At 72.4% G+C, this 21473-nt stretch carries 22 protein-coding genes and 1 tRNA gene; 10 read left to right on the top strand and 13 right to left on the bottom strand.

Features of this window, described 5'->3' with window-relative positions; translation table 11 throughout:
- Nucleotide 1: 1 nt before the first annotated feature.
- The 3 genes from ACZ6JS_RS06090 to ACZ6JS_RS06100 are packed head-to-tail and all read left to right on the top strand — an operon-like array spanning nucleotide 2 to nucleotide 4019.
- Nucleotides 2-2536 (top strand): phosphoribosyltransferase, encoded by a 2535-nt coding sequence (locus ACZ6JS_RS06090; protein ID WP_469296104.1) that lies wholly within the window; start codon nucleotides 2-4, stop codon nucleotides 2534-2536.
- Nucleotides 2533-3363, top strand: coding sequence for an HAD family hydrolase (locus ACZ6JS_RS06095; protein WP_469296106.1), 831 nt, complete (start codon nucleotides 2533-2535; stop codon nucleotides 3361-3363). The genes ACZ6JS_RS06090 and ACZ6JS_RS06095 overlap by 4 nt, the downstream gene beginning before the upstream one ends.
- Entirely contained in the window at nucleotides 3360-4019 is a 660-nt protein-coding gene (locus ACZ6JS_RS06100; protein ID WP_469296107.1) for an O-methyltransferase, read from the top strand. The genes ACZ6JS_RS06095 and ACZ6JS_RS06100 overlap by 4 nt, the downstream gene beginning before the upstream one ends.
- A gap of 45 nt (nucleotides 4020-4064) precedes the next feature.
- Here the strand turns inward: ACZ6JS_RS06100 and ACZ6JS_RS06105 are convergent, their stop codons facing one another.
- The 3 genes from ACZ6JS_RS06105 to ACZ6JS_RS06115 all read right to left on the bottom strand — a co-directional run bounded on the left by ACZ6JS_RS06105 (nucleotide 4065) and on the right by ACZ6JS_RS06115 (nucleotide 6554).
- Nucleotides 4065-4289, bottom strand: a complete 225-nt coding sequence (locus tag ACZ6JS_RS06105) for an FmdB family zinc ribbon protein (protein WP_031145967.1) — start codon at nucleotides 4287-4289, stop codon at nucleotides 4065-4067.
- A 53-nt stretch (nucleotides 4290-4342) separates the two neighbouring features.
- The gene (locus tag ACZ6JS_RS06110) at nucleotides 4343-5074 is read right to left on the bottom strand and encodes a DUF4383 domain-containing protein (RefSeq protein ID WP_469296108.1); all 732 of its coding nucleotides are present in this window, start codon (nucleotides 5072-5074) and stop codon (nucleotides 4343-4345) included.
- A gap of 196 nt (nucleotides 5075-5270) precedes the next feature.
- Nucleotides 5271-6554: a hypothetical protein gene (locus tag ACZ6JS_RS06115; RefSeq protein WP_469296109.1), complete on the bottom strand. Its 1284-nt coding sequence runs from the start codon at nucleotides 6552-6554 to the stop codon at nucleotides 5271-5273.
- A 65-nt stretch (nucleotides 6555-6619) separates the two neighbouring features.
- Between ACZ6JS_RS06115 and ACZ6JS_RS06120 the strand changes: the two genes are divergently transcribed.
- Nucleotides 6620-6694, top strand: a tRNA-Val gene (locus ACZ6JS_RS06120).
- A 703-nt stretch (nucleotides 6695-7397) separates the two neighbouring features.
- Here ACZ6JS_RS06120 and ACZ6JS_RS06125 read toward each other — a convergent pair.
- Both ACZ6JS_RS06125 and ACZ6JS_RS06130 read right to left on the bottom strand, forming a co-directional pair.
- Nucleotides 7398-8060 carry a DUF4389 domain-containing protein gene (locus ACZ6JS_RS06125; protein WP_469296110.1) on the bottom strand — a complete coding sequence of 221 codons (663 nt, stop codon included), beginning with the start codon at nucleotides 8058-8060 and terminating at the stop codon, nucleotides 7398-7400.
- 197 nt (nucleotides 8061-8257) lie between these two features.
- The gene (locus ACZ6JS_RS06130; protein WP_099895366.1) at nucleotides 8258-8332 is read right to left on the bottom strand and encodes a 50S ribosomal protein bL37; all 75 of its coding nucleotides are present in this window, start codon (nucleotides 8330-8332) and stop codon (nucleotides 8258-8260) included.
- A 124-nt stretch (nucleotides 8333-8456) separates the two neighbouring features.
- Here ACZ6JS_RS06130 and ACZ6JS_RS06135 point away from each other — a divergent pair, with 124 nt between their 5' ends.
- Together ACZ6JS_RS06135 and ACZ6JS_RS06140 are read left to right on the top strand one after the other, a co-directional pair.
- Complete coding sequence (locus ACZ6JS_RS06135; protein ID WP_469296111.1) at nucleotides 8457-9113, top strand: TRADD-N-associated membrane domain-containing protein; 657 nt, start codon at nucleotides 8457-8459, stop codon at nucleotides 9111-9113.
- Nucleotides 9114-9129: 16 nt separating this feature from the next.
- Nucleotides 9130-9354: a DUF2277 domain-containing protein gene (locus ACZ6JS_RS06140; protein ID WP_400744692.1), complete on the top strand. Its 225-nt coding sequence runs from the start codon at nucleotides 9130-9132 to the stop codon at nucleotides 9352-9354.
- Nucleotides 9355-9382: 28 nt separating this feature from the next.
- Here the strand turns inward: ACZ6JS_RS06140 and ACZ6JS_RS06145 are convergent, their stop codons facing one another.
- The 4 genes from ACZ6JS_RS06145 to ACZ6JS_RS06160 all read right to left on the bottom strand — a co-directional run bounded on the left by ACZ6JS_RS06145 (nucleotide 9383) and on the right by ACZ6JS_RS06160 (nucleotide 13478).
- Complete coding sequence (locus ACZ6JS_RS06145; protein ID WP_469296112.1) at nucleotides 9383-9913, bottom strand: hypothetical protein; 531 nt, start codon at nucleotides 9911-9913, stop codon at nucleotides 9383-9385.
- A gap of 202 nt (nucleotides 9914-10115) precedes the next feature.
- Complete coding sequence (locus ACZ6JS_RS06150) at nucleotides 10116-10757, bottom strand: DedA family protein (RefSeq protein WP_469296113.1); 642 nt, start codon at nucleotides 10755-10757, stop codon at nucleotides 10116-10118.
- Between the two features lie 241 nt (nucleotides 10758-10998).
- Complete coding sequence (locus ACZ6JS_RS06155; RefSeq protein WP_469296114.1) at nucleotides 10999-12657, bottom strand: alkaline phosphatase D family protein; 1659 nt, start codon at nucleotides 12655-12657, stop codon at nucleotides 10999-11001.
- 176 nt (nucleotides 12658-12833) lie between these two features.
- A complete protein-coding gene (locus tag ACZ6JS_RS06160; RefSeq protein WP_469296428.1) occupies nucleotides 12834-13478 on the bottom strand; it encodes an HNH endonuclease family protein in 645 nt (214 codons plus the stop codon).
- Between the two features lie 497 nt (nucleotides 13479-13975).
- Here ACZ6JS_RS06160 and ACZ6JS_RS06165 point away from each other — a divergent pair, with 497 nt between their 5' ends.
- Together ACZ6JS_RS06165 and ACZ6JS_RS06170 are read left to right on the top strand one after the other, a co-directional pair.
- Nucleotides 13976-14593: a TMEM165/GDT1 family protein gene (locus ACZ6JS_RS06165; RefSeq protein ID WP_469296116.1), complete on the top strand. Its 618-nt coding sequence runs from the start codon at nucleotides 13976-13978 to the stop codon at nucleotides 14591-14593.
- A 196-nt stretch (nucleotides 14594-14789) separates the two neighbouring features.
- A complete protein-coding gene (locus ACZ6JS_RS06170; protein ID WP_469296430.1) occupies nucleotides 14790-15311 on the top strand; it encodes a DinB family protein in 522 nt (173 codons plus the stop codon).
- Between the two features lie 185 nt (nucleotides 15312-15496).
- Here ACZ6JS_RS06170 and ACZ6JS_RS06175 read toward each other — a convergent pair whose 3' ends face one another.
- Together ACZ6JS_RS06175 and ACZ6JS_RS06180 are read right to left on the bottom strand one after the other, a co-directional pair.
- Nucleotides 15497-16204 carry an HAD-IA family hydrolase gene (locus ACZ6JS_RS06175; protein ID WP_469296117.1) on the bottom strand — a complete coding sequence of 236 codons (708 nt, stop codon included), beginning with the start codon at nucleotides 16202-16204 and terminating at the stop codon, nucleotides 15497-15499.
- A gap of 259 nt (nucleotides 16205-16463) precedes the next feature.
- Nucleotides 16464-17351 carry a peptidoglycan-binding domain-containing protein gene (locus tag ACZ6JS_RS06180; protein WP_469296118.1) on the bottom strand — a complete coding sequence of 296 codons (888 nt, stop codon included), beginning with the start codon at nucleotides 17349-17351 and terminating at the stop codon, nucleotides 16464-16466.
- 190 nt (nucleotides 17352-17541) lie between these two features.
- Between ACZ6JS_RS06180 and ACZ6JS_RS06185 the strand changes: the two genes are divergently transcribed.
- Nucleotides 17542-19611 (top strand): DHA2 family efflux MFS transporter permease subunit, encoded by a 2070-nt coding sequence (locus tag ACZ6JS_RS06185; protein ID WP_469296120.1) that lies wholly within the window; start codon nucleotides 17542-17544, stop codon nucleotides 19609-19611.
- A gap of 22 nt (nucleotides 19612-19633) precedes the next feature.
- On the opposite strand, the gene ACZ6JS_RS06190 is transcribed toward ACZ6JS_RS06185, so the two are convergent.
- Nucleotides 19634-20113: a GNAT family N-acetyltransferase gene (locus ACZ6JS_RS06190; RefSeq protein WP_469296432.1), complete on the bottom strand. Its 480-nt coding sequence runs from the start codon at nucleotides 20111-20113 to the stop codon at nucleotides 19634-19636.
- A gap of 191 nt (nucleotides 20114-20304) precedes the next feature.
- On the opposite strand from ACZ6JS_RS06190, the gene ACZ6JS_RS06195 reads away from it, so the two are divergent.
- Nucleotides 20305-20700, top strand: coding sequence for a nuclear transport factor 2 family protein (locus ACZ6JS_RS06195; protein ID WP_469296121.1), 396 nt, complete (start codon nucleotides 20305-20307; stop codon nucleotides 20698-20700).
- Between the two features lie 139 nt (nucleotides 20701-20839).
- Here ACZ6JS_RS06195 and ACZ6JS_RS06200 read toward each other — a convergent pair whose 3' ends face one another.
- A complete protein-coding gene (locus ACZ6JS_RS06200; protein WP_469296122.1) occupies nucleotides 20840-21184 on the bottom strand; it encodes an antibiotic biosynthesis monooxygenase family protein in 345 nt (114 codons plus the stop codon).
- Between the last annotated feature and the right edge of the window lie 289 nt (nucleotides 21185-21473).

The following is a 21473-nucleotide window of genomic DNA, read 5'->3' on the forward strand; positions in this document are numbered from 1 at the left end:
GGTGCCGAAGCAGACGACGAGGAAGGGCAAGACGATCGACGAGGTGTGGTCGGGAACCTGGGTCGCGGACCGGCTGGGCGTCGCCCTGCACGACTCCGAAGGGGGCCCGCGGCCGGGCCCCCGGCTGAGCCCGCGGCTGACGGACCTGCTCGGGCTGGCCCTGCGGCGCAACCCCAAGCGCGCACACCTGCTCGTCTCACAGGTGCTGGGCAAGCACGTCCCGCAGTCCCCGCACACGGTGTACGCCGCCGGATACGGGCTCGGCACACGCGTACGGGCCCTGCTCGGCGACGACGCCGCGGCGACGGCCGTGGTCCTCGGCTACGCCGAGACCGCCACCGGGCTCGGCCACTGCGTCGCGGACGGCTTGGGCTCCGCCCCGTACCTGCACTCCACCCGGCGGCCCGTGCCGGGCGTGGCGGCGGCCGGCGGCTTCGAGGAGGCGCACTCGCACGCCACCTCCCACCTGCTGCTGCCCGAGAACCCCGCGCTCCTCGCCGGCGACGGGCCGCTCGTCCTCGTCGACGACGAGTTCTCCACCGGCAACACGGTCCTCAACACCATCCGCGACCTGCACGCCCGCCACCCCCGCTCGCACTACGTGGTCGTCGCCCTCGTCGACATGCGCTCCCCGGCCGACCGCGACCGCCTCACGGCCTTCGCCGCCGAGCTGGGCGCCCGGGTGGACCTGATCGCCCTCGCCTCGGGCACGGTCACCCTCCCGGACGGCGTCCTCGCCAAGGGACGAGCGCTGGTCGAGGAGTACGCACCGTCCGCCGCGACGGACACGGCCGGGCCGGGGGGCGGCCCGCGACCCGTCCTGCGCGTCGACCTGCACTGGCCGCACGGCCTCCCGGACGGCGGCCGCCACGGCTTCACCCCCGCGCACCGGCAGCGCCTGGAGGCCGCCCTGCCGGACCTCACCGCCCGGCTCACGGCCGCGCTCGGCACCGCACCCGGACGCGTCCTCGTACTCGGCAACGAGGAGCTGATGTACGTGCCGCTGCGCCTCGCCAAGGAGCTGGAGGCGACGGGCGCGGCCGACGAGGTCCGCTTCTCCACCACCACCCGCTCCCCGGTGCTCGCCGTGGACGACCCCGGCTACGCCATCCGCACCCGGCTCGTCTTCCCGGCCCACGACACCCCCGCCGACGGCCCAGGCGACCGCTACGCCTACAACGTGGCCCGTGCCTCGGACACCGCCGGCTTCGACACCGTCGTCGCCGTCGTGGACTCGGCCGGCGACATGCCCGAACTGCACACGGGACTCCTCGCGGCCCTCGCCCCGCACACCGGCCGCCTCGTGCTGGCCGTCGTCCCCTCCTACGTTCCGCGGACACCTTCCCCACCGTCCGGCACGTCCGCCGGTACCCCCGACCACCGGCAGGAGCCGATCATGACCGAGCCCCTGCGCGGCCCCGCCTTCTCCTCCTACGCCCCCGAGGACGTCGGCTGGCTGCTCCAGGACCTCTCCGGTGTCCAGCTCGAAGCCCCGACCGAGGAGCGCGAGGAGGCCATCCAGGCCGGCGGCGCCCACTACGCCGAGTCCCTGCCCGTCGAGTACCAGCCCTCGCCCCAGTACCAGGAGCTCTACCGCAGCGCCCTGACCGCCTCCGCCGCCCGCGTGGCCCGCGCCGTCGGCACGGTCACCGAGACCGTCCTCGCCGAACGCTCACCCTCCCCGGTCCTGGTCTCCCTGGCCCGCGCCGGCACCCCCGTGGGCGTCCTGATGCGCCGCTGGGCCCGCGCCCGGCACGGCCTGGACCTGCCGCACTACGCCGTCTCCATCGTGCGAGGCCGCGGTATCGACGCCAACGCCCTGCGCTGGCTGGCCGCCCACCACGACCCCGCCGACGTCGTATTCGTCGACGGCTGGACCGGCAAGGGGGCCATCACCCGCGAGCTGAAGGAGGCCCTGAGGGAGTTCCCGGGCTTCGACCCGGAGATCGTCGTCCTCGCCGACCCCGGCTCCTGCGTGCCGACCTACGGCACCCGGGAGGACTTCCTGATCCCCTCCGCCTGTCTCAATTCCACCGTGTCCGGACTCATCTCGCGTACGGTTCTCAGGTCCGACCTGGTCGGACCCGCCGACTTCCACGGCGCGAAGTTCTACCGCGAGCTCGCCGGAGCCGATGTCTCCGTCGAATTCGTCGACGCCGTCGCCGCCCACTTCGACGACGTGGCGGACGCCGTCGACGAGGAGGTCAAGGAGCTCCTCGCGGCCGACCGCACGCCGACGTGGGAGGGCTGGGCGGCCGTCGAGCGGATCAGCGAGGAGTACGGCATCCACGACGTGAATCTCGTCAAGCCCGGCGTCGGCGAGACCACCCGCGTACTGCTGCGCCGGGTGCCGTGGAAGATCCTGGCGCAACGCGGCGCCGGGGCCGACCTGGACCACGTACGGCTGCTCGCCGAGCAGCGCGGCGTCCCGGTGGAAGAGGTCGACGGGCTGCCCTACACCTGCGTCGGGCTCATCCACCCCCGATACACGCGCGGCGCCACCGGCGCCGACGGAAAGGCTGTGGCCTCCAAGTGACTGTCCTCGTAGCCAGTGACCTCGACCGTACGCTCATCTACTCGACGGCCGCCCTCGGTCTGACCATGCCGGACCCGGTGGCCCCGCGGCTGCTGTGCGTCGAGGTCCACGAGAGCAGGCCGCTGTCCTACATGACGGAGACGGCCGCGGCGCTGCTGGCGGAACTCACCGAGGACCCGTCCGTCGTCTTCGTCCCCACCACCACCCGCACGCGCAAGCAGTACCAGCGCATCCGCTTCCCCGGCCGCCCAGCCCGGTACGCGATCTGCGCCAACGGCGGGCAGCTCCTCGTGGACGGCATGCCGGACCGCGACTGGCGGCGGCAGGTCGCGGCCCGCCTCGCCGAGGAGTGCGCCCCGCTGGAGGAGGTCCACGACCACCTGCTGTCCGCCGCCGACCCGGCGTGGCTGCGCAAGGCCCGGGTGGCGGAGGACCTCTTCGCCTACCTCGTCGTCGAACGCGCCCTGGTCCCCGACGAATGGCTCAAGTCCCTGACCGAGTGGGCCGGCGCGCGCGGCTGGACGGTCTCCCTCCAGGGCCGGAAGATCTACGCCGTGCCCGGCCCGCTCACCAAGAGCGCGGCGATGCGCGAGGTCGCCCGCCGCACCGGAGCGACCACGACCCTGGCCGCCGGCGACTCGCTCCTCGACGCCGACCTGCTGCTGGCCGCCGACGCCGCCTGGCGCCCCGGCCACGGCGAACTGGCCGACGCGCGCTGGACGGCGCCCTCGGTGACCGCTCTCGCCGAGGCGGGGGTCCTGGCCGGCGAGGAAATAGTGCGCGCATTCGCCTGCGAGACCGGGCGGCTCGGCAGACTGGACGCATGAGCAAAGGCAACAGCACGAAGATCACGGACGAGCTGTACCAGTACATGCTCGACCACAACCCCCCGCTGGACGCCGTCCAGCGGGGGCTGGTGGCGAGGACGTACGCCACGTTCCCCGACGTCGCCGGGATGCAGTCCGCGGAGGAGCAGGGGCCGCTGCTGGCCTTCCTCGTCCGCCTGACCGGCGCCCGCCACATCGTCGAGGTCGGCACCTTCACCGGTTTCTCGGCCCTGTCGATGGCCCAGGCACTGCCGCCCGACGGCCGCCTCATCGCCTGCGACGTCTCCGAGGAGTGGACGGCGTACGGCAAGGAGGCCTGGGAGGAAGCCGGCGTCGCCGACCGCATCGAGCTGCGCATCGCGCCGGCCCTGGAGACCCTGCGCGCGATGCCCGCCGAGCCCCACATCGACATGGCCTACGTGGACGCCGACAAGGAGAGCCAGATCTCCTACTGGGAGGAGCTCGTCCCGAGGCTCCGGACCGGCGGACTGATCGTCACGGACAACACGCTGTTCCACGGCACGGTCCTCGACGAATCGGCCACCGGCTCGGCGGCGGGCGTGCGCGCCTTCAACGACCACGTCGCGGCGGACCCGCGCATGGACTCCGTCCTGCTGGCGATCTCGGACGGCCTGACACTCTCGCGCAAGCGGTAGCGCAGGACCGCAGCCGCAGCCGCAGCCGCAGCCGTAACCGCAGTGTCAGCCGCAGCCGCCACCACCGCAGCAGCCCCCGCCGCCCGCGCCGCCCATGGGACGCGCGGCCGCGGGGGCGCTGCTCGACCCGCCCACGGCCACGGCGGACAGCAGCTTGACGGTGTCGGCGTGCCCGGCCGGGCAGTCGGCGGGGGCGGAGGACTCGGCCATGGGGCGGCTGACCTCAAAGGTGTCGTCGCAGGTCCGGCAGCGGAATTCGTAACGAGGCATGCGCACAGGCTAAGCGCGTCCGCCGCCTGCGCGCTACGACTCCCGGACAGCCCTCAGACGGTGTCGGGGCGCGCGAGCCGCGTCCGCGCCAGCCGCGCACGGTCCTCCCGGGCCGCCTGCTCGGGGTGGCGGGCGCGCCAGTACGGATTGTCGTGCGGCAGCGCGCTGCCCACCCGCCCGTACATCCCGAACCACATCAGCATCACGCCGACGACGAAGCTGAACAACACGTTCTGGATCTTGAAGGCCAGGAAGTTCAGCCCCGTGTCCAGCAGCGCGAGGTTCACGAACCCGCTCGCGATGAACGACACGCCCAGCACGATGTTCAGCGTCGACGCGAAGGTCCCGCCCACCACCATCCCGACGATGAGCAGGCCCCCGATACAGATCGACAGGACGCTCAGCGCACCGTTGGTGTTCAGCGCGAGCACCGTGTCGCCACCCGTGTCGAAGAACCCGATCCGGTCGACCAGACCCAGGATCCCGAAGACCACCAGCAGCACACCGGTCAGCCCCGCCCCGACCCGGTACACCTGGCTGAGCTTGTGATCGGTGGGCAGATGCTCGTCGAGCCGGGCATTGACCGGATGCAGGGCGTGCTGCACGAGCCACGCCACCAGGTGCGGGTCCTCACCCTCACGAGGCTCGTGGGGCTCGTGGGCCACGTACGGCGCGTAATGCTCATGCGGCTCGGTGCACCCGTACGCCGCATGCGGCGCATACGGGGCGTGGGACACCGGGGGTACCCGCGACGCACGCGGCTTGTGGAAGGTGTGGGCAGCCATGGAGGCCTCCTCTGCTCCGCCCCGTACCCTCCAGCATCCGTCGCCGGACGCCCCACGACAACCAGCGACGACCGGCGAGGGCCGCAGAAGCAGAGGGCGAGGGCCGCAGAAGCAGAGGCAGAGGCAGAAGCAGAGGCGGAGGCAGAGGCGGAGACCGGCAGAGGCGCGGGCGGCCGGGACGGAGCAGGGCGATGGCCTAGCCGTGGCCCAGTTCCTCCCGGATCCCGGTCACCACCCGGTTCACGGACGCCCGTACCGCCTCCATCTCCTGGAGGAACGCCCAGTAGTCAGGGTGCAGGCCCTCCAGCCCTTCCAACGCCCGGCCCACCCGCGCCACGGCATCGTCCAACGGCCGCGCATGCCGCGGATCCGGCACAGTGCGGCCCGCCATCGCCAGCCGCTGGGCGTCCCGGATCGCGAACCGGGTCCGGTCCACCTCCGCCTGCGGGTCCCGCGCCACCGCCTCCAGCCGCGTCAACCGGTCCTGCGCCGCCGACACCGCCTCGTCCGTCGCGTCCAGCGCACCACGGACCGCCTCGATCAGCGCCCCGACATCCGCCCAGCGCTGCTCGTCCCGGGCCACGCCCGCCTCCCGCAGCTGCCCCTCGGCCCGCGACACGTCCCGCACCGCCTCGTCCGGCACGTGCTGGAGATCCTGCCAGCACGCCGCGGTGAACCGCCGCCGCAGCTCGCTCAGCACCGGATCCACCCGGTCCGCCCGATTGCGCAACGCCTGCGCCCGGGTCCGCAGGCTCACCAGCCGCCGGTCGATCTCCGCCGCCCGCTCGGGCAGCCGCGCCGCCTCGGCCCGTATGGCCTCCGCGTCGCGCAGGATCCGGTCGGCACGCTGCACCGTCTCCTGCACCCCGTGCCGCGCCGCGCCCTGGTTCAGCTTGGTCAGCTCCGGCCCCAGCGCCGCCAGCCGCGCCGCCAGGTCGTCGGCCCGCATCCCCTTGGCCCGTACGGCGTCCAGCGCGTCGCTGGCCGCGATCAGCGCGGCCCTGGCCCGCTCCCGGGCCGGCGCGACCCGTGCGAGCTGCGTCTCGGCCTTGTCCAACAACGGCTGCAGGCTCTGCGCGAACCGCTCCAGCTCCCCCTTGACCCGCACGAGTTCGTCCCGGGCGCGCATCAGCTCGTCCCGTGCGCGCGTGGCCACCGAGGCCTCCAACTCCGCCCGGTCCAGGTCATGCGCGTCGACCGCCTCGATGTAGACGTGGCTGACCTGGTCGATGCGCTGCCCGAGCGCGGCGAACCCCTCGGTCGCCTGCCGCGCCGCGGGCGACCCGTCCGCTGCGGCGATGGTCTCGATCGAGATGCGCAGATCCCGCTGCGCCGTGTCCAGCTCGTAGAACGCGGCCGCGGCGGCGTCCTTGGCAGCCTGAGCATCCGCCCGCCGACTCTCGTCCCGCCCACCGAACCATCGCCGGGATGCCGTCGTCACAGTCCCTCTCCCGTACGTGTCCGCCATGCCCCGGTCCATTCTCTCCCACGGGAACCGGTTTGCGTGGGGGGTGCGCCCGCCATGTAGGCTGTCCACTCATCCACGGGTGCGTAGCTCAGGGGTAGAGCGCTGCTCTTACAAAGCAGATGTCGGCGGTTCGAAACCGTCCGCGCCCACCAGTCAAAAGGCCCCCAACCGATCTTGGTTGGGGGCCTTTGGCGGTTTCAGATGACGGCAACCGCCCGCTCACCGAGTGCGCGGCACGGCGGTGGACGGGACGGCAGCGTGGGCGGGGACGCGCCGCCTCGGGACTTCCGGGTCGGAGATGTCCTACGGGCCGGGCCGTGGGACCTGCGGGTCGGGGACGGCTGCCTGGTCGGCATCCCGGATACGAGGGTGCGGATCATCGGCATCCGCTCGGACCGTGCTGGTGGAGCGCAGCCGACGCCCGGAAGCGGATGCGGCCACACTGCTCACGCTCTTCCTCGGGGGTGTCGTCGGAACAGCAGCAGTGGGATGCGAGCCGCCGCAGGTCCTCGGGGTCCAGCCGGAGTGCGCCACGTCCTGCGGCCCGCTCGGCTTCGGGAGCCGTCGGCTCGATGTCGGGCATGAGCCAAAGGCTGGCCGCGCCTGCCGCGGCCATGTGCCGCCCGATGGGCTCGTGTTGGAGAGGTGCGGTAGTGCTGGGCGTCGTGGTGCTTGGAGGCGGAAGGCAACCGCCGCCTCTGGAGCGCGACGCGCCGTGGAGCGCCCTCCCGAGCCACCTCGGGGGCCGTCGAAGGCGCTCGTTGACGAAGGAAGCCCCGAGCGGTTCAGCAGGGCGTCGGATCACGGTCGTTGCCGACGGCGCTGCGCTCGTCTTCGCGTGGCCCTCGGGGGGCGTCAGGCCGGGGTGGGGTCGGGGCCGCCCGCATCCAGGCGGAACGGAGGGTACTTGTCCGTCATCAGCGACGCGTAGGCCAGCACCCGCAGGGTCCAGCGGAACAGGCCCATGAGGAAGTCGAAGAGGCCCCGCGGGTAACGCCCCGTGAAGGAGAGGCTCACCACCGCGACGAGGGACAGCAGGCCGATGAGGCCGGAGAACGGGCTGTATTCGTCGATGTACCGGTACGTGGTCCAGCCGCTGGTGACCAGCACGCCGATGACCAGCAGTTGCGGGACCACCAGGAGCCACTTCACCAGGACCAGGGCGCGGGACAGCCGCTCGGGATACGCGACGTCCACGCGTACCGGGTATCGGGGCACGTCCTTGAGGGTGAACGGCGGGTACTCGTCGGTGCCGAGCACCATGGAACAGTAGTAATGGACGCGCGTGTGCCAACGTATGACGCCGACGTTGAAATCGAACAGCGGCCGTGGATAGCGGCCGGTGACGAGGATGCTGACGAAGGCGACCAGGCTCACCAGCAGGAAAGCGATCTGCAGGAAGAGCAGGCAGATGTAGTGCGGGACGGCGAATATCCACTTCACCGTCCACATCCATCGCGTGAGCCGCGGGTCCAGCGTCGCCTCGACACGCAGGGGGTAGGAGGGGGTTGCGAGCATGACTGTCACATCATTTCTGGCGGGCCGCACCGGCAAGGTGGTGCGGGCGGAATTGCGTTTCCGCCATTACGCCCCGGAACGCAGACGTGGGTCATGCCACTGGATCGCGTGACAGGGAAAGCCGTGACTTGACGGCCGCGGATTCCCCGGCGCGCGAAGACCCCCGGCCCGGTGGGGTCGGGGGTCTTTCGGTCGGCTCAGGCGTTGGGGCGCTTGCCGTGGTTGGCCTTCTTCTTCTTGCGGGCCCGCTTCTTGTTGCCTCGCTTGGCCATGGTGACAGTCTCCCTACTCTCGGTGACCTTCATGACGCCGCCAGTCTAGGCGCGGGCGGAGGCAACCGCATCAGCGCCGCCCCGTCCTCTTGGCCGCCGCACCGCGGCGTGGGATCGTCGGAGGATGGGCGACTGGCTCGCATGGGGTGCGGTGGCCGCCGCGGCGGTCGCGGCCGTGCTGGTGGTGGTGGTTACGGAGCGCTCCCTCGGCGGGGGCTTCGAGCGGAAGAGGAACGAGGAGCGCGAGCGGCTGCTCGCCCACCTCACCACCGAAACCGCCGGGCCGGCCACCGCCCTGCCCGGCCCCCGGAAGTTCGAGGACGTCGGCGGCATCCGGACGGGCCACCCGCCGGCGGAACTCGGCGACCGGCGGGACGACTTCACCCCGATCCTCGTGGAGTACTACGCCTACGGGCTCACGCAGGCGCGCAGCAGCTTCGGAACGAGCCAGCGCTTCGCCGGCGCCGGCGCGGCGATCCTGCTCCTCGGCATCGGGCTCGCCGTCCGGAAGGCAGAAGCCGGCGGGGAGCTGTACCTCGGCATCGTCACCAGCGCGACCGGGCTGGTCACGACCCTCGTCGGGCAGCTCTTCCACCGCCGGGCCGACATCGCCCTGCAGCACATGGCCGACCAGACCGCCGCGCTGCGCGACGACCGCCGGGCCGCCGAGACGACCCAGCAGGCCATCGGACTGCTGGAGACCGTCGACGACCCGGAGCTGAGGGCCCGCCTTCAGGCCGGTCTGATCATGAAGCTTTCCGGGGCCGAACTGCCCCGGTGAGCGGGATAGTGGAGACATGTGCCGATCGATTAAGACCCTTCGTCCGCCCGCCATCCCCGAGAAGGCGACCGAGGAGGAGATCCGGGCCGCCGCCCTGCAGTACGTACGGAAGGTGTCCGGCTTCCGGGTGCCCGCCGCGCACAATCGCGAGGTCTTCGACGCGGCGGTGGACGCCGTCGCCGAGGCCACGGCGGCCCTGCTCGACGGAGTGCACGTACGGGGGCAGACCGCCCCCGCTTGATCCCCGGCCGGGCCAGGCCGGGCCCCGCCTACGCGGCCGCGCGCCGGCGCAGCACCCACACCCCTCCGACCAGGGCGGCGACGGCGAGGGTGCCGCCGACGGCGATCTGGGTCTTGCTCATCGAGCCGACGCTGCCGCCCGTTCCGCCGCGCGCGGCGCCGGGGGTGACCTGGAGGGAGACGGTGACGCTCTGGCCGCCCGGGCCGCCGCACTCGAAGACGACGCGGTGCGCGCCGGGGCCGGCGTTGGAGAAGACGGTGGCGCTGCCGAACAGGTTGGTGGCCTCGAGGTTGCCGGGGGTCAGCCGTACCTCGTTGAACGCGGTCGACGTGACCCGGGCGACCTTGGTCCCGCACCCCTCGACGTTCAGGGCGACCCGGCCGCCCGGGGCGACCGTGGTGGGGGAGACGCTGGCGGAGGGCGCGGCGTGGGCGAGCGTGAGGGGTGTGGCAGCGGCGATGATGAGGGTGGCGGCCGCGGCGGTCATCAGACGGCGCGGAGCGGCGGACCGCGGGTGGGGTGCGGCGGCCGGCGGCTGGGCGAGCGGCGTGGCGGGCATGGAGAGAACTCCTCGGCTCCTCGAAACGGCGCGGCCAGGCCACGGATGTGACGCGGATTCGGTTGCGCACCGTTCTCCGGACGCTAGGAGCGATGCCCGCGCACTGCGATCGGGGGCGGGTGAACGGGTGAGTCGCTGCTCCACCCGGGGGAGCCCGCCGGGCTCGCTGCCTGCCGGATCCGGCAGACGCCCCTGCCCGCCCCTACGCCGCGGGCGTCGCGGCCGGAGCCGGGGTCGGGCGGCGTACGAGGAAGGCCGCGAGTGCGCCCGCGGCGAAGAGCGCGACGATCGACACCGCGGTGCCGAGCCACTGGGTGCCGAGCCACTGCGTGCCGAAGTAGCCGAGGGCCACGCTGTAGCCGGCCCACGCCATGCCCGCCAGGACAGACCAGGGCAGGAACTCCGCGACCCTGCGCTGGGTCTTGCCCGCGCCCAGGGACACCACCGAGCGGCCCGCCGGGGCGAAGCGGGCGATCACCACGAGGGCGCCGCCGCCACGCGCGAGGGCCGCGCCAAGGCGCTCCTGGGCGCGCGTGAGCCGGCGGGAGCGGGCGATGGCCCGGTCCAGCCGGGCCCCGCCGCGCCGGCCCAGCCGGTACGCGGCCATGTCGCCCAGCACCGATGCCGTGGTCGCGATCACGAGCAGCAGCAGGATGTCCGGCACCTGCTCGGGCCCCGGCACCTGCACCGGTCCCGCCGCCCCGGCGGCAGCCGCTGCCGCCGCGGCGGTGATCACCAGGACCCCGCTCGGCAGCACCGGAAGGAAGACATCGAGCAGGATGGACACCGCCACCAGGGCGTAGATCCATGGGCTCGCGGTCAGCGACCCCAGCGTCTCAAGCAAAGCGGGACTCCCCAGTCCGGTTGACGTGCTGCGGCATGAAGCGCCGCGACGTCGCGGGGGAGCGGCAGGGGCGGCTGACAGCCATACAGCGTACGCCCGGCACTCCCGCCCCGGGCGCCCGGGGCGGAACGCACACCACGGTGGGTCGACCCGCCGCTGCCCCACCGGCCGGCCCCTAGCCCGGCCACGCCACCGCCCCCGGCCACGCCACCGACCCGGCGGCCCTGCGACCGGCGCGCCGCTACTCCGCCGCCGTGAGCTCCCGGTCCAGCACCGTCACCAACCCGGCCCGGCCACGCTTCTTGCGCGCCTGGTCCAGTCGCAGCCGCGCCGTCCGCCCGGACAACGCCAGCGTCATCAGCTGGTTACCGAACCAGGGCCCCCCCGTACGCCGCCAGTTCAGCGGCGGCCGACCCGTCCGCCCGTGCAGGGAGAAGCCGCGCCCCAGCCATCGGCCCGTCCGCGACCAGCCCAGCCGGAAACCCCACTTCACCACGGTATGAATGGAATTGTGAACCGGCGAGCACGTCAGCTGGAACACCCGCGCCGTACTCGGTATTCGAGGCTCGGCCACATAGGCGTGGTGCACGTCCCCCGACAGCACGCACACCGTCGCCGGCGCCCGGGGGCCCGTACCCACCTCCTCGATCAGATCCGTCAGCGCCGCGAACGACGCCGGGAACGCCGCCCAGTGCTCCAGATCGCTGCGCCGCCGCAGGTCCTCACCGATCCGAGCCCACCGCGGCCCGCGCTCCCCGCGGCACAGCGCCGCGTTCCACGTCTCCGCATCATGGATCAGCGGCGGCATCAGCCAGGGCAGCGAGGACCCGATCAGAAGGTGGTCGTAGCCCCCGTGTCCGGCGAGGGCATTGTCCCGAAGCCACTGCTGCTCCGCCGGATCGAGCATCGCCCGCCCGTCCTCGGCCAGTACCCGGGCGGCCCGCGTGTCCACCATCAGCAGCCGGGTGCGCCCGAAGTCGCGCCGGTAGCTCCAGCGCACCGTGGCCGGATCGGCATCCGCCGCCGAAGCGAAGGCCCGCAGCGCGTCCGTGCCGTCGGGGTCCTTGCGGACCGCTTCGTACAGCCCGTCCGCCGCCAGCTCCGCGGCCGAGAGATTGCCCAGGTGCTGGTACACCCAGTACGACATCAGGCCGCTGAGCACGCGCTCCCGCCACCACGGGGTGGCCCGCATCTCCGCGAGCCACGCCGCGCTCGTGTTCCAGTCGTCGATGACGTCGTGGTCGTCGAACATGTGCAGGCTCGGCACCGTCGACAGCAGCCAGCGGATCTCCGGGTCGAGCCAGGACTCGTAGTACAGCCGGGTGTACTCCTCGTAGTCCGCGACCTGGGCGCCGGGCGGCTCCCGCAGATCCCGCCGGGCGGCCAGCCACTGCCGGGTCTCCTGCGACAGGGCATCGGCGTACACCTGGTCACCGAGCAGGAGCAGGAGGTCCGGGCGCTCCGCCTCCGGGTCGGCGGCCAGCCGCGCCGCGAGGGTGTCGAGCGCGTCCGGCCCGTGCGGCCCGTGCCGGCCGGCGGGCGGCGCCGCCTGCCGACAGGAGCCGAAGGTGACACGCAGCCCGGGCCCGGGCCGGCCCGGGCCCGCCACGGCCGGAGTGGTGATCGTGCTCGGCGGGAAGCCGCTGTCGGGCAGCGGCCACACCTGGCGGCCGTCCAGCAGCACCTCGTACGGCGTCGTGGTGCCCGGGGCCAGGCCCGTCACCGGCACCAGCGCGTAGTGGTGGCCGGCTATCTGGAACGTCCGCGCGCTGCCGCCGGCCCCACCCGTGCACCGCACTTCGGCCGTGCACGGGCGGTCCGTCTCGACCCACACGGTGGCCGATCCACCCGTTTCCCAGTCGACGTGGCGCAGCAGCGGCCCCAGACGCAATCCGGCCATGCAACTCCCCCTCCTCCGTAGCCCCTTCGATCACGTTACGACGGGGAGGGGGAGCCACGCCTCCCCCTGGCGGGGGAAAGATCGACCGGTGCGGCGGGCGGGGGCCGGCCGACGGCCGGGCGGGTAGGCGACGGTCCGGCTCCGGCCCGTCGCCGGTCGGCCGCCGGTCAGGTCGGTCAGCAGCCGTTCAGCACGTTGACCAGGGCCGTCTTCTCACCCGAGTCCATGCTCAGACCCCAGTACTGCTTCACGTTGACCCACATGCGCGCGTACGTGCAGTGGTAGGCGGCCCGCGGCGGCAGCCACTTGCCGGGGTCGAGGTCGCCCTTGGCCTGGTTGACGTTGTCGGTGACCGCGATGAGCTGCGGGCGGCTGAGGTCGTTGGCGAACTGCTGGCGCTTGGACGTGGTCCAGGAGGAGGCGCCGGAACGCCAGGCCTCGGCGAGCGCGACGACGTGGTCGATGTCGAGGTCCGAGGCGGCCGTCCAGGTGGCACCGTCGTACTCCGAGTACCAGCGCCCGCTCACCGCGGCGCATGAGGAGTCCTGGACGACGTTCACCCCGTCCCGCTTCAGCACGGTCTCGCGGGTGTTGCAGGAGCCGGAGACGGTGCTCCAGTGCGGGAAGAGGTCGCGGCTGTACCCGCTGGTGGATCCTTCCGCCTTCGGGGTGACCGTCGCCAGGTACGCACGGGCGGCCGAGGCGCTCATGGGGGCGGGCGGGGCGGCCTGGGCGGTCGGGGCGTTGAGGAGAGAGGTGAGCGCGGCCAGCGAGGCTGCTGACGCGAGCACGCCAATGCGACGCGCGTAGACGCTGGGTATGAGTGCCATGAGGGGCTCCCTGGGTGCGGGGGGTCAGGCCGATTCGCCCCGGCGGGGCGTGGCCATGCTGGCGCCATCGGGTTGCGAGGGGATGGGCGCCAGGTGACAGCGTGGCGACATGGGCACGTCACATCAAGCCGCGCAAGGCCCCTGATTTAAATGGAAGTTGAGATTCCGCAGTCGTCGGACGGCTGACGCGGACGCGAGGCGGGGGCAGGGCGGCACAGGGCGGGACCAAAGACCCATTCCGGCCGGCCGCCGACGTCGCGTAATCTGTCCGGAGCAGAAGGGGAGTAGCTCTTCGCCGGACCGTCGACATACTGCTGGGTCATCCAGCCGGCGCCCGGAGGCAGGCCGCACAGCAGCAGCGGCAGGCCAGCGAGACCTTCGGCCGCAGTGTCCTGTCCCGTCGTGGGCGCGTTCCGTACGCGCACGCGCAAGCCAGGGCGCCGCCGAGCCGAAGCGACCCCTGACACATCCCAGGTCTCTCGGTACCGATGGCGCCCTGCCCGACCGATCGAGGTTCCACCCCCGTGTTCAGCTTCAGCATCACGGCGATCGCCTTCGGCGTCGTCTTCCTTGCCGAACTCCCCGACAAGACGGCCCTCGCCGGCCTGATGCTCGGCACGCGCTACCGCGCCTCCTACGTCTTTGCGGGCGTGGCCGCCGCCTTCGCCGTGCACGTCGCGCTCGCCATCGCCGCCGGCAGCGTGCTCACCCTGCTCCCGCACCGCCTCGTCCAGGCCGTCGTCGGCATCCTCTTCCTCCTGGGCGCGGCCATGCTGCTCCTGAAGAAGGACGACGGGGACGAAGAGATCAAGCCGCCCGCCGACCAGTCGTTCTGGAAGGTCTCGGGAGCCGGCTTCATGCTGATCCTGGTGGCGGAGTTCGGGGACCTGACCCAGATCATGACCGCCAACCTGGCGGCCCGGTACGACGACCCCGTCTCCGTAGGCCTCGGCGCAGTGCTGGCGCTGTGGGCGGTCGCGGGCATCGGCATCCTGGGCGGCCGCACCCTGATGAAGTACGTGCCGCTGCGACTCATCACCAAGATCGCAGCCACCGTGATGGCGGCGCTGGCCGGGTTCTCGCTGTACGAGGCCATCGCCGGCTGAGCGGGCTGGACACCTGCGCGGGCTGAGGGAACCGGCGGGGGAGAGGGGCGGGACCGGCCCGGGCTCCGGCGGCGGAAACTCCGTTGCGGACGGTGCGCCCGAGCGGCACGCTCTGCGCGTGATCGACTCGACCTCCTCCACCGGCCCCGTCCCCGGCCCCGAACGCGCCCCGGACCGCCGTTTCGGCTGGTCCAACATGTTCGTCGACCCCGACGCGGACCCGCGCACCGACGGGGGCTTCCGCGGCGAGCGGGACGTGCTCATCGGCTACCTCACCGACCAGCGGCTGACGCTGGAGCTCAAGTGCGCGGGCCTCGACGCAGAGGCCCTCGCACGGCGCTCCGTGGAGCCGTCCGACCTGTCCCTCCTGGGACTCGTACGCCACCTCGCGGGGGTCGAGCAGTACTGGTTCCGGCAGGTCATGGCGGGCCAGGACGTACGCCGGCACTACCGCTCGCAGGAGGAACCCGCCGGGGAGTTCACCGCTGTGGCGGCCGACCCGGAATTGGTCGTGGAGGCGTGGGCGACCTGGCGGGCCGAGGTCGCCTTCGCGGAACAGTTCGTCGCGCAGGCGCCCGGCCTGGACGTCACGGGCGACTGCGGCGGCGAGCCGATGGAACTCCGCGAGGTCCTGGTCCACCTGATCGAGGAGTACGCCCGCCACAACGGCCACGCGGACTTCCTGCGGGAACGTATCGACGGGCGCGTGGGGCAGTAGGCCGGGCCGGGTCGGAACGGTGGGCCTCGCGGCCTCGCCGCATCGATCTCAGGCGCCCCCGCCGCGAGGTGGGCGGGGAGGCGTCAGATGCGGTGATCGAAGGGCGCTGGAGCCGGGCGTCCACCCGGGGAAATGCGAGCCAGGGGCTCCAGGGCCCAGCAGGCCCCCGGCCGTCGGGGCCGGCGCTACAGCGCGGGCATGTCCTTGGGCTCCGGCCGCAGGGTGATGCGGATCGAGCCGTCGGCTTCGGCCGTGACGTCGAGGGACGTGAGGTCCGGGACGTGCACCGTCGGGCCGTGCGCGGCGGCCCGGGGGCCCACGCCGATCACGCGCATGCCCGCAGCCCGGCCGGCGGCTATGCCCGCGGCCGAGTCCTCGAAGACGATGCAGTCGGCCGGGTCCGCTCCCAGCGCGGCGGCACCCTTGAGGAAGCCCTCGGGGTCCGGCTTGCTGGCCGCGACGGACTCGGCCGTGACCCGCACCTCGGGCATCGGGAGTGCGGCCGCCGTCATCCGGGCGGTGGCCAGGGTGGCGTCGGCGGACGTGACCAGGGCGTGCGGCAGGCCGCCGATCGCGGCCATGAAGGCCTGCGCGCCCGCGACCGGGACCACACCGTCGGTGTCGGCCGTCTCGCGCGCCAGCATCTCCGCGTTCTCGGCGAGGTTGATCGCCATGGGGCGCTCAGGCAGGAGTACGGCCATGGTGGCGTAGCCCTGCCGGCCGTGGACCACCTTCAGCGCTTCCTGCGGGTCCAGCCCGTGGGAGAGGGCCCAGTCGCGCCAGCAGCGTTCGACCACCGCGTCGGAGTTGACGATCGTGCCGTCCATGTCAAGGAGCAAGGCCTTGGCGGTGAGGGCTACGGGTGCGGTGGTCGTGGTGGTGCTGGCCGGCATCGACGGGGCTCCAGACGGGCGGGAAAAGAGAACAAGTGGTTCCGTCCACCGGTCAGGGAGTGAGGACGGAACCACTTTGTTCCATCACGATACAAAACTTTGGGCGGACTGCGCCACTCGCGGAGGTGTGACCCCTGTCGCCCCGGCACCCGTCGGCTCGCCCCGGCACCCGTCGGCTCGCCCCGACGCCCGATCCCTGTCGTCCCGAGGCCCGTCGTCCCGAGGCTCGTCGTCCTGCCCGCTCCCGAGCTCGCGTCGCCTAGCCCTCCAGTGCCGCGCGGGTGAGGGGGCCGTAGACGCCCCACTCCTGGTGGTCGATCCCGTTGTAGTACTGGAACGTCGACAGGGCGTCCTCGACCCGCGAGTCGAACCTTCCGTGGAACCTGCCCCGGTACAGGCCCTCCGCCGCCAGCAGCCGCTGGAGCTTCTCCACCTCCGGACCCGAATCGCCGTAGCGCAGGACCGGGGCCTGCGCGGGCTGCGTCGGGCCGGCGGAACGGCTCGCGCTGGGCGACGCGCTCGGCGACGGCGGAGCAGAACGGGACGCGCTCGGAGAACGGGACGCGGACGGCGTCGCCGACTTCGAGGCGCTCCGCGACGCGGAAGCGGACGGGGACGCACTGCTCCCGCTCGGGCTGCCCGACGGCGCGACCGGAGCCGCGCTCACCGCGGGAGCCGACGCCTTCGCGTCCAGCAGGGCCGCATCGCTCTCCGAGGAGGACGGCAGCCCCCACACCGCCACCGCCGTGCCGCTGAGGGCCACCACCGCCGCTGCTCCGAGCAGCACCGCCAGCGGGCGGCGGCGGGAAGCGGAACCGGACCGCCCCTCCGGGCCCCCGCCCCCTCCTCCGCCGGTTGCGGGAACGGCCGCCGGGACCGCGTGGAGCTGGACCGTGTCCGCCGGGTGCGGCGCAGGCGCCGGCCCCGCCTGCCACGGGCCGTCCTGCCACGGGCCGGCCGCGGGTGCCACGGGCATCCCGTAAGCGGGGGTGTCGTCCTCCGCTCGCATCGGCTGCGCCGAGGCCTCCGGTGGCGGGGACACCACCCCCGCCACCGGCTGCGGTGACGGCGGCGCGGGCTCCCCGGCGAGCTCGCCCGGATCGGGCAACGTCACGTACGGACGGATGCGCAGAGGGTTGAAGGCCACACCCGGTGCACACCCGCAGGCGGCGCCGGCGGCGTCGCAATTTGGACAGTGCTCACCGTTCACTGGGACTCCCTCCCTGGCTATTGCCTGCGATTATGCAGACCCGCCGCGCCCCACCCAACCGCCCGAGAGGCCATAACCGGACACACCGCTCAGGATGGAAATGTTGATCCGGCCGGAGGAGGAATCGATGGCTCAGGATGCGACCAAAGGTGCCGTGGACCCCGCTCGCGGCCCGCAGCAGCCCGGGCCGTCGGGCGAGCAGAGCTCCCGCGAGGTGCTCGTCCCCATCGGCGCCCTGCTGCTGGGCCTGCTGATCGCGGCGCTCGACCAGACCATCGTCTCCACCGCCCTGCCGACCATCGTCAGCGACCTCGGCGGCATGGCCCACCTGTCCTGGGTCGTCACCGCCTACATGCTCGCCGCCACCGCAGCCACGCCCCTGTGGGGCAAGCTCGGCGACCAGTACGGCCGCAAGAAGCTCTTCCAGTACGCCATCGTCCTCTTCCTGATCGGGTCGGCGCTGTGCGGACTGGCCCAGGACATGCCCCAGCTCATCGGCTTCCGTGCCCTCCAGGGCCTGGGCGGCGGCGGACTGATCGTGCTGTCCATGGCGATCGTCGGCGACATCGTCCCGCCCCGCGAACGAGGCAGGTACCAGGGGCTCTTCGGCGGCGTCTTCGGCGCGACCAGCGTGCTCGGCCCCCTCCTGGGCGGCGTGTTCGTCGACAACCTCTCCTGGCGCTGGGTCTTCTACATCAACCTCCCCATCGGTCTCGTCGCCCTCGTCGTCATCGCCGCCGCCCTCCACATCCCGGCACGCCCCTCGAAGCACACCATCGACTACCTCGGCACCTTCCTCATCGCGAGCGTCGCCACCTGCCTCGTCCTCGTCGCCTCCCTCGGCGCCACCTGGGGCTGGGGCTCGGCCCGGATCATCGGCGTCGCCGTCCTCGGCGTCGTGCTGCTCGCCGCCTTCCTCCTCGTCGAGCGCAAGGCCGCCGAACCCGTCCTGCCGCTGAAGCTCTTCCGCATCCGCACCTTCTCCCTCTGCTCGGCGATCAGCTTCGTCGTCGGCTTCGCGATGTTCGGGGCGATGGTCTACCTGCCGACCTTCCTGCAGATCGTCCAGGGCGTCTCACCGACCATGTCCGGCGTCCACATGCTGCCGATGGTCATCGGCATGCTGATCTCCTCCACGGCCTCCGGTCAGATCGTCAGCCGCACCGGCCGCTGGAAGGTCTTCCCGATCGCCGGCACCGCCGTCACCGCCATCGGCCTGCTCCTCCTCCACCAGCTGCACCGCACCAGCTCCACCTGGGAGATGAGCGTCTACTTCTTCGTCTTCGGCGCCGGACTCGGCCTGGTCATGCAGGTCCTCGTGCTCGTCGTGCAGAACGCCGTCAGCTACGCCGACCTCGGCGTCGCCACCTCCGGTGCCACCTTCTTCCGCTCCATCGGCGCCTCCTTCGGCGTCGCCATCTTCGGCACGGTCTTCACCAACCAGCTCGACGACAACCTGGCCGCCTCCCTGACGGGCGTCACCCTGCCCGCCGACGCGGGCATCCCCCAGCTCGAGGCCGACCCCCGGGCCATCAGCGCGCTCCCCGCGGACCTCCGCCCCCGCGTGCTCGACGCCTACGCCACCGCCATCACCGACGTCTTCCTCTACGCCGTCCCCATCGTCCTCATCGCCTTCGTCCTCGCCTGCTTCCTGAAGGAGGACAAGCTCCGCGCCTCCGTCACCGCACCCGATGTGACCGAGACCCTGGCCTCCAACCCCGTGCAGCGCTCCTCCCGCGACGAGGTCGCCCGCGCGCTGTCCGTCCTCGGGACCCGCGAGGGCCGACGCCACGTCTACGAGAAGATCACCGAGAAAGCCGGCTACGACCTGCTGCCCGCCTCCAGCTGGCTGCTGCTGCGGATCAACAAATACGGCTCGGCAGAACCGGCACTGCTCGCCGAGCGCGTCAACGTGCCGGTGAAGGTCATCACGGACGCCGCCCGCCAGGTCGAGGAGCGCGGGCTCGCCGTCCGGGACGGTCTGCCGCTGGTGCTGACCGAGCAGGGCAGCGAGGCCGCCGCGAAGCTCAGCGCTGCCCGACAGGAGTCCCTCGCCGAACTGCTCGGCGACTGGTGGGGGCCCGACCGGCCGACCGATCTGATCAAGCTGGTCGAGGAGATCAACACCGAGCTGTGCGGATCGGACTCCGAAGAGCCCTACGACGCCGAGCCGCGGCGCGACCACGCCGCGCCCTAGCCGCCTGCCGTCCGCCGGGTGGTCAGACCAGGCGCTTTTCGAACCAGTGCTCCGCATACGGGCCGGAGTTGTACGCCGGTATCTCGGCGTAGCCGTGACGCGCGTACAACGCGCGGGCCTCCACGAGATCCGACCGGGTGTCCAGCCGGACGCGCTCGGCGCCCAGCGCGCGGCTCTCCGCCTCCAGGGCCCGGAGCAGGGCCGCCCCGCCACCGGTGCCGCGGGCGCGCCGGTCGACGTACACCCTGGTGAGCTCGGCGGTCGTCGTGTCGAGCAGCCGGACCCCGCCGCATGCCAGCGCCTCGCCGCCGAGACGGCCGACGACGAACTGCCCTGTCGGCGGTTCCAGGCCGTCGTCCGGGAAGTCCAGCAGCCCTTGGTCGATCTCCGCCTCGGTGACCCCGCGTTTCCAGTACCTGCCGGCCACTTCGGCGTAGTAGGCGCGGCGCAGCCGGGTGGCGTCGCCCGTCGTGAACGGTTCCGGGGACACGGTCCACGGCACGGTGACCGTGTGGCCGGGAGCGGGAAAGGGAGCGGGAAGAGCGGGGGTGGACGGAGGTGTGCGGTGTTCGCTGTGAGTGGTCATGGCGTCATTGTGGAGTTCGCGCAGGATCTCCCGCGTGGAATATCCACATGGGCGGGCTGATGATAGGAAAAACGAGCATTCCGCCTACCCGGAGGGTGTGAAACGCAATGGCAGAACATCCGGACTGTGCCCTGGTACGCCGCGGCTACGAGGCCTTCGGCAAGGGCGACATGGAGGCGCTGGGCGCGCTCATGACCGCCGACGTCATCCACCACGTGCCCGGCAACAACCCCATGTCCGGACACCACAAGGGCCGGGAGCACGTCCTCGACTTCTACCGCCGCCTCGGCGAGGAGACGAAGGGCACCTTCCAGGTGCACCTGGAATCGGTGCTGGCGGACGGCCGGGGGCACGTGATGAGCTTCCACACGGCGCGTGGCGACCGCGGCGACCGCGGCATCGAGATCCGCGAAGGCCTCTTCTTCACGATCGTCGGCCACAAGATCACCGATATCGACCAGTGCACCGCGGACATCGACGAGGAAGACGCCTTCTGGAGCTGACCCGCCCCTGATACCCGCCCCTTGACCGGGTCGACCCGGTCTAGCCGGTCGACCCGATCGCCCCGGCCGACCTGACCGATCCGACCGACCCCGACCGCTCGGACCCCGGGACACCCTCCGGGGTCCGAGGCCTGATCGCTCAGCCCTTCTTCGGCGCCGCCTGCTGCACGACCTCGAACGACCACACCGTCGAAGCCGAGGCCGCCGGCTTCGGCCGCTCCGAGCCGGCGGCGCCGCCCTCGCCGCCGCCACCCTGGTGAGCGGCCTTCATCGGCCCCTCCATCCACGCCTGGAAGTCCTCCTCCGAACGCCACCGCGTGTAGACGAGGTACTGGTCGGTGCCCTCCACCGGGCGCAGCAGCTCGAACCACTCGAAGCCGTCCGAGCTCTCCACCGCCCCCGCCCGCGAGGCGAAGCGCTGCTCCAGGACCTCCCGCTGCTCGGCGGGAACCGTCAGTGCGTTGATCTTTACAATGCTGGGCACTTGACACCTCTCAGGAAGAACAGGCCGGGCGCTGCACCCAGCCTTTGATCACGTGGTGCAGTCTCCTACATCCGCCGGTCAAAGCCTGGTGAGACGACGGGCTTCACCCGTGGCGCGGCTGGACCGACGCGGGCCGTAAGCCCGACGGCACGGACGCGCTGCCCCTGACGGCCGGGACCGCAGGCAAGCAGACCGGTGGCATCCGCGGGGTCCCCTTCGGGTCTGTCCGAGGCCGACGCATGGGTCACCGGACCGACCAACGGCGGCGTGCGGCTACCGGCTCGGCGAG

It is taken from the genome of Streptomyces sp. NPDC046349, assembly GCF_055587885.1.

What these genes read in the sequence shown, in the direction of transcription:
- ACZ6JS_RS06155 (WP_469296114.1), bottom strand. Translation starts at nt 12,657, where the DNA reads ATGGCCGGATTGCGTCTGGGGCCGCTGCTGCGCCACGTCGACTGGGAA.
- ACZ6JS_RS06185 (WP_469296120.1), top strand. Translation starts at nt 17,542, where the DNA reads ATGGCTCAGGATGCGACCAAAGGTGCCGTGGACCCCGCTCGCGGCCCG.
- ACZ6JS_RS06145 (WP_469296112.1), bottom strand. Translation starts at nt 9,913, where the DNA reads ATGCCCGCCACGCCGCTCGCCCAGCCGCCGGCCGCCGCACCCCACCCG.
- ACZ6JS_RS06110 (WP_469296108.1), bottom strand. Translation starts at nt 5,074, where the DNA reads ATGGCTGCCCACACCTTCCACAAGCCGCGTGCGTCGCGGGTACCCCCG.
- ACZ6JS_RS06115 (WP_469296109.1), bottom strand. Translation starts at nt 6,554, where the DNA reads ATGGACCGGGGCATGGCGGACACGTACGGGAGAGGGACTGTGACGACG.
- ACZ6JS_RS06195 (WP_469296121.1), top strand. Translation starts at nt 20,305, where the DNA reads ATGGCAGAACATCCGGACTGTGCCCTGGTACGCCGCGGCTACGAGGCC.
- ACZ6JS_RS06170 (WP_469296430.1), top strand. Translation starts at nt 14,790, where the DNA reads ATGTTCGTCGACCCCGACGCGGACCCGCGCACCGACGGGGGCTTCCGC.
- ACZ6JS_RS06140 (WP_400744692.1), top strand. Translation starts at nt 9,130, where the DNA reads ATGTGCCGATCGATTAAGACCCTTCGTCCGCCCGCCATCCCCGAGAAG.
- ACZ6JS_RS06165 (WP_469296116.1), top strand. Translation starts at nt 13,976, where the DNA reads ATGGCGCCCTGCCCGACCGATCGAGGTTCCACCCCCGTGTTCAGCTTC.
- ACZ6JS_RS06125 (WP_469296110.1), bottom strand. Translation starts at nt 8,060, where the DNA reads ATGCTCGCAACCCCCTCCTACCCCCTGCGTGTCGAGGCGACGCTGGAC.
- ACZ6JS_RS06105 (WP_031145967.1), bottom strand. Translation starts at nt 4,289, where the DNA reads ATGCCTCGTTACGAATTCCGCTGCCGGACCTGCGACGACACCTTTGAG.
- ACZ6JS_RS06135 (WP_469296111.1), top strand. Translation starts at nt 8,457, where the DNA reads ATGGGCGACTGGCTCGCATGGGGTGCGGTGGCCGCCGCGGCGGTCGCG.
- ACZ6JS_RS06175 (WP_469296117.1), bottom strand. Translation starts at nt 16,204, where the DNA reads ATGCCGGCCAGCACCACCACGACCACCGCACCCGTAGCCCTCACCGCC.
- ACZ6JS_RS06100 (WP_469296107.1), top strand. Translation starts at nt 3,360, where the DNA reads ATGAGCAAAGGCAACAGCACGAAGATCACGGACGAGCTGTACCAGTAC.